Below are 6,731 nucleotides of genomic sequence, written 5' to 3' on the forward strand. Positions count from 1 at the left end.
TCCCTCTCTCTCCGCCATTAATTTAAAACGAACTTTCATATGCTTGATATGACATAGTTTAAAAAGCTCAGCATTTGCAGGATTTTTTATTGTTTGAAATTGACTAGTTCGTGCCGATCTATGCCTGTCATTATGTACACTTAGAAATTACTATTGAATTTTCATCAATTTTATAATTTCTAAGCTCCTCTTCTCTCGATCTTTAGATAACCTGATCTAGCATAAACGATCTCTTCAAATATCATTAAAGGATTTTTGCCATTATCACTAACTTCTGGTAGAGCTTTTAGAATTAATGGTGATCATAGTGCTATTTGCAATTTTGTTGATTAACGGGCTAAATGCGTTTTATCCACATCAGAGATAACGAATACCTCAGCTTTTTTCACGCAATGTGCTCATTTAAAATTAATGTCATGAATATTTGTACAAAATTTTTATCTATACGATAATCAAAAAAAGGCTGACGTAATATAATAATTGAACATCATTCATGCGGCACTTTCTTTTATCTCTAAGCTTTGTATGTAAATAGATAGTCCGTGCAAAATAAATAAAGGGGCGCAAAAGCCTATAAATACACACAGGACGTATAATATAGAAAATGAAAAAAATTTTCCTGCATATAAAAGCACAATAGAGAATAAAGCTGTTATAATGCGCACACTGGCATCGCCTGCTAAAATAACCTCGGCTAAATTTTCACTAGGTGTGATAGCTTGTCCAATCGTTATTCCCGATACCCTAAAATAAAATTGCCCAATACCTAATAAAAACCCCATAATATAAAGGGAATATTGAGTAAAATTTAAATATAAAACAAAAGAGATTGCGATCACGGCAAAAGCCGGTGCCCCCCATACAAAAAAACGAATTAAAGATGGAAATTTCCGTAAATAATAAGATGAGATAAGACCATTGATCACAAAACCCAGTGCTGACAAAGCAAAAATAGAATTTTGAATAGCTGTAAATTTTATGTTATCTGATGTTATAGAAGCAAGAGCAAGTGGCAATAAAACAATAGGCCCCGTATAGAGAGAATTATTCAAAATACGATTAATCGTTAAAAACCGCAACGCAGAAATCCGCCAAAGGCATCTAAAACCAACTCCATAAGCCTTTTGAGATGGCTTTTTTAATAGCTCTTTTACTCTGTTTAGGTGTTGTATAGACTTTATACGAAACCATAAGCTGGCATTCAAAAGATAGATAAATACAATAAAGGCTATGGCTATTTTGTGCCCCAAATGCGCAATTATAAAATATATAAGCAACGGGGATATAATAACAAAAAACTGACAGCAACTAGTATAAAATGCAAAAATTCCAGCTTTTTGTTTGGGAGCTGGAACCAGCAGATTCAAGGCACTATTGTTATTTGGATTATCAGCCCCCATCAAGAGAGAAAGTAAAAAAAATACAAATAAAATAAGCACCGGATTGTTCATAAATAATAAGAAAGACAATAAACAAGCGCAAATAATTTGACTATAAAACCCAATTATAAAGCCTTGATAGTGCGCCAACACATTTCCCAAACATAAACCAGCAATTCCAATTGCGATTAAATTAACGACATTTAAAGTAGCAGACGCTTTTCCTGTTGTATCTTGGAATTGTAACAAAGAAAGGCCAATAGATAATACACCACTAGCACAAAAACTCGTCAAACAACCAATCACAATCATAAGAAACACAGAATTACGCAATAGCCTCTTCCCTCTTAAATAGAGACTCAAGCCATTTTATGATTTTCTCCATTATCGAATATGGTTCGGGACTAAATTCCAGTTTTTCGTAAAATTTTAGTCTAAATGCGTTATAGGCACTTATTTTTCGCAAGTCATCTGTCAGCATGAATTCTATACTTGGTAACGTTGTACGCATAGATTGAGACAAATAATAGGAAATTACTTTCCAATACATATAGGTACGCTCTCTTGCCAAATAATTTCCCAAGGCATATTTCAAGTGACAACCACTTAAAATATATTTCGGACAATGGTGCAACGGATAATAAATACAAATAGCACCGGCTTCATGTACGGTACAAGAAGAAATATTAATATTTTATCATTTCATAATATTATAAAAATATTCAGTGAGCAGATCTTCCAAATTTAGTCTAGTCACAACAAGATTGGTTGCTAATTTTTGAGCAACATGAGACAAAACCAATCTTACTGTTAAAGTTCCAATAACCTTTAAGTCAGATTCTGAATAAGCTTTTTTAAAATTCTCCACCTCTATGTTTCTGTGACATATAATAACGAGCTCATCTCGTCTGAATGAACAAGATGTAATTCTAAACCAATATTATCACAAAGTTTTGAGCTCTTGAATTCTCCGTATCCTAATCTGGTATTCTTAAATCATTATAGGAACTGAGAATTTTTAAGTATTCCAACTTTTATTAAACTTTGTAACAATCTATAGGAATCTTCCCTTCACTGAATTCAACAATTATTTTCTCACCACTACAAGAACAAAAAATTATCTTTGAATTTGCTTACTTTTAGAAAGAAAAATGAGCAATACTCTTCCTTAACTAAAAGAAACACGCTCTATACATTTTTCTTTATGATTATCAAAAAACTATTCCGTTACAATTAACCATCAATCATTAGGATAAATATTCTGCGTTTAGCCTAATAAACTGTTATAATCAATGTTTCTCTCTGTTCTAAAAATCAGCGCTTTTCATTCTAGAGATACTCGTAATTGCTGTAAAATCTTTCCAAAAAAAGCCCCCTTAAACATTGCTATTAACACGATCATCCTGAGAAGTTTTATACATACACACTACATTATACGGAATGCTATGTATTTTAAAACTTACTCAACTAACCAATATTTTCTAATGGGCAAAATAAATCACGAAATTTGTGTGCTGTCACAATTAGAAAAACAATCATATATCTCCCTCTATAATTCAAGAGAATTTCATCGACCTTGTGAATATGTCAATCGCGTATTTTTTTGGAAAATCCCTTTGTATCTTTATAGAGCCTTGTTTTGGCAGCATAATTTTTAATATATCATAAATATTTTTATTTAATTTAATTTTAGAAAACTTAGTCATTATCGTGTTTCATTAAATGATATGAGTAAGGTAGGGATTCAATAGTGTTGTTTTGCAGAAAATATTGCGTCCATTCTCTATTTTGGGGTTCGCCATATTTTCCTAAAAAAGGAGATTTTGTGATAATATCAAAAGGTTCAAGCTTTTTTCCTATAACGAGAATGCATTTTGTTCTGTAGAGAGAAGATCAGAAAAAACACTTAAGCTGGAAAGTTAACATAAATATAGAACTTACTTAATTCTGTTTATATAAGACGGGGTATTGCAAACTATGAATATAGGTTCGCTATGAAAGCAGAACTCCCATAGACGATTGTACATATTTTTTGTATATACTTAGGTCATTCTCGGTTGTCAAAATCTCGCAAATTTTTAAGCATAGATCAGAATTTTTCTCTATAAACTTCGATACTTTGTATGGGGCTGGCTCCTCGAATGCAATAAAAGATGTGTTCTTTCCAAAACTTTTATAATTATCGCAATAAGTTATCAGGTCTTCCATCATATTTTTTGAGGTTAGCTTGTTGTAGAACCCAAATCTAAGCATATTTTTTGAGTATCCATTTACACCAAATAGGCAGAAAAGGCCTAATTGTGTTATTCATGGTTGCATTGAATTCTTTAAAAATGACTTGCTTCCATTTTTAATATTTGTCTATATTTTCAATTATTTGCGCTTCTGAATCCATGTTTTCCTCCCCATTGCTGTATTTTATAAGAAATTGCTACGAATGATCCTCTCCAAAGCTGATAATTCATCATCACTGTGTCCCCAAATTGCTATAATAGCTGGGCAGGTATTTAAATCGATGGTTAGGGGGAGGGGCTCGTTTTCTTTAAAAAAGAGCATAAAATGAACCACATTTTCCCAGGAATAAAGCTTTTGCCGCCATACGTTAACATCTTTTATAATATGACCGTCGATCTCGTTGATAAGGAAGATAATACGCCCTTTTTTCTTAAAGCGACTTGGTGTTTGCGAAAACACGCCTGCAATAAGGTTAACGGAGCTTTCAAGTAAACCATCTTCATAGCAATGCGCGAACAAGGTGGGTGCAATTCCTCCGTGGAGGCGGGCTCCTACTTCGATCATCACTGGACCACGAGCTGTTTGCATGATTTCCATATGCGCAGGTCCATATTCAATCCCCAGCGCGCGAATGCATTGTTTTGCATAAGAGATAAGAGGGGCATAAGAGGGATCTTGAGAATCAAGCACATCAAGTGTTTCATAAACAAAAGTACTTCCATTATGAATACCTTTTTTATATCGTGACAAACTACATATTTTTATAGCCTCTCCCTTTACAACGGCATCGACGATGTATTCTTCTCCCTCCAATCTTTCTTGGAGCAAATAGGCCTCGTTAGGTGCGCCAAAAATATTTTTTTTCTTCCAGTCTATTTCAGAGGTCCACATTACTACTTCCTCAAGATTAGAGAAAAATAAAACACCATCACTCCCTGCAGAATCATTTGGCTTTACCACATAGCCGCTGTGGCTTTCAAAACCATCGAAAGTACAATCGTTTTTTGTAAGAATCTTTGATCGGATGTAAGATAAACCATTTTCACAAAGGCGTTTTTGCATCGCTGCTTTTTTCCGTCGCCAATCGGTAGTCAAGGGGTTATTCCCAAGACAACCATAATAAGCCGCCAATTGCTCTGCACAATAGATACCTCTTTCGGCACCCGCTATTACAGCCTCTATCGTGCCGATAGGAAAGCGTTTCTTTATCTCATCTACACTATGAAGCTTCGTTTCTGCCATGCCCTTTCCCTGATAAGAAAGCATAAAGTGTGAAAAAGATGCTGCTTGAGAGACAACACCATAACAAGCATAGCCTAATTTTTGCAAAGCAGGGCCATAGAGGGCACCTGTGGAGAAAGGGTCGACAATAAGAATAGGTTTTCTCATACTTTGTTCCGCTGTGATAAAAGGAAAAGAACATAAATAAAGATTATCAATCCTATAAGGGGCAGAAGATAAACAGCTGCTTGAGGACCCATAAGGGCAGAGCTTGTAAGAAGACCAAGGATAACATAACCTGCCGACTGGGAGAGAGTATAAAGCATGCCGCTATAGCTTCCCACCAGCTCTGCTTGAGCCTCTGTTTTGGTGGCTTCAATCGTATGTTTGCGGGCATTAATTCGCATGGTATTCATTGAAAAACCAATAAAAAAGCAAAAGGCCACAGCTAAATAGGGCGATTGTGTGGTGCTAAAAATAAGATCAGCTACGCTCAACATAAGGGCTGGGAGAATAAATTCAAAACGAGGGATTTTGATAAAAGCAGCCAAAAAAGCGCCCATGCCCGCAACCGCACTGCAAAGCCCATAGTATTCAGAGCCAAAATTTTTCACACTCTGAAAAAGAATGGTTGCCAGCGTATTATAAGCGCAAATATGAAAGCCAATAAGTCCTATGCAGACGCATAAAAGTTTAAGCTCACGGGAGAGTCCATCCGCTTGCGGTGTAGGTGCTGGCTTCTTACCTGTTGCAAGTGCTGTGGTATCTGTAGCGTTGTATTCATCGCAAAATATAATATATCCGGCTATAAGGCTTATAATGATGTCAAACACACAAAGTGTCACAATCAAACCATTATAACCGATTTCAGCCGCTGCCCCTCGAGGGCTGGTCGCTTCTAAGAGATAACCACTTAGTGCTGCTCCCAAAAAAGCGCCAATTTGCACCACTGTTTGCATAATTCGGGAAGCCTTTTGGGCGCTAATATAACCACTAAGTGCTAGTTTAGTATTATAAGTCTCGAGTGTGCTTAAGGTAATCAAAGAGAGATAGCCGATAGAGATAGAGACAGCGATAAAACCAAAGGGGGAATCAGCGTAATGGAAAAGAGCAATCAATAAAAGAAGGCTATAGATAATGATCCGCCTTTTGTATAAATCGATCAACCGCAGTGAGGCTTTAATGTGCACAAGTCCGCTTTTTTTCAAAAGATAGGGCATAAGGGTGCCTAAAGCCATGGTTACGCCTAGGAAAACCGATGAGGATGTTATGCGATAAGCATTCCAAAGATTACTTAAAAATAAAACCATATCAGAAAGATACAGCAGGACAACAAGCCCATAAAACCGAAACATCAGTTGTTTGTGCACATTATCCCCCCCATTTCAGAATCTCTTCAAAACACACAGTATTATAAATCAGCATACATGTTCAAAAGCTATAAACGTGTACATGTATTGCTGTGCATGTCAAGTTTTTTCGGTAGGAAAAATTGAACGCTGATGTTTATGGTAGAGATAGCTTATTTTCAGGAGAATGAGTAGGATGGAGGCTGGTATTTTTACTGTGTTTCTTGGCAGGGGGCTTGCCAATAAGGGACTATGTCCTAGAGATATATTTTGCACTTTCAAGTTGATTTTGTTTATACTCAAGGTTGAGGTTTTTCTATTGACCGTTGTTAGATGTTGTTGTGACAATAAACTTCGTTATCTATCAGAAACATTTATGGCATTAGCGCTAAGGTATTGTATTAAAACCTTTACATAGTAGTCTTTTTATAGAGAGAAGGTATTATTGGTTCAGTTTTAGGAGGCTTTATTACGGCTGATTTTGGCGTCGTCGTTGTTTGAGGGCTTATTATAATATTCTTAGTTTCAGTTTATGAATATAGCGAAA

At 35.7% G+C, this 6,731-nt stretch carries 6 protein-coding genes; all 6 read right to left on the bottom strand.

What is annotated here, in order from left to right:
- Positions 1-491 precede the first annotated feature (491 nt).
- On the bottom strand, positions 492-1,712 hold the full coding sequence (locus ACFIO3_RS04365) for an MFS transporter (protein ID WP_375608754.1): 1,221 nt from the start codon (positions 1,710-1,712) through the stop codon (positions 492-494).
- 1,365 nt (positions 1,713-3,077) lie between these two features.
- On the bottom strand, positions 3,078-3,248 hold the full coding sequence (locus tag ACFIO3_RS04370) for a YqcI/YcgG family protein (protein WP_375606230.1): 171 nt from the start codon (positions 3,246-3,248) through the stop codon (positions 3,078-3,080).
- A 68-nt stretch (positions 3,249-3,316) separates the two neighbouring features.
- Positions 3,317-3,406 carry a YqcI/YcgG family protein gene (locus ACFIO3_RS04375; RefSeq protein WP_375606207.1) on the bottom strand — a complete coding sequence of 30 codons (90 nt, stop codon included), beginning with the start codon at positions 3,404-3,406 and terminating at the stop codon, positions 3,317-3,319.
- Entirely contained in the window at positions 3,372-3,632 is a 261-nt protein-coding gene (locus ACFIO3_RS04380; protein WP_375606208.1) for a hypothetical protein, read from the bottom strand. The genes ACFIO3_RS04375 and ACFIO3_RS04380 overlap by 35 nt, the downstream gene beginning before the upstream one ends.
- 165 nt (positions 3,633-3,797) lie before the next feature.
- A complete protein-coding gene (locus ACFIO3_RS04385) occupies positions 3,798-5,003 on the bottom strand; it encodes an ATP-grasp domain-containing protein (RefSeq protein WP_375606209.1) in 1,206 nt (401 codons plus the stop codon).
- A complete protein-coding gene (locus ACFIO3_RS04390) occupies positions 5,000-6,190 on the bottom strand; it encodes a hypothetical protein (protein ID WP_375606231.1) in 1,191 nt (396 codons plus the stop codon). The genes ACFIO3_RS04385 and ACFIO3_RS04390 overlap by 4 nt, the downstream gene beginning before the upstream one ends.
- Between the last annotated feature and the right edge of the window lie 541 nt (positions 6,191-6,731).

The organism is Bartonella sp. AD328YNZD, assembly GCF_042196425.1.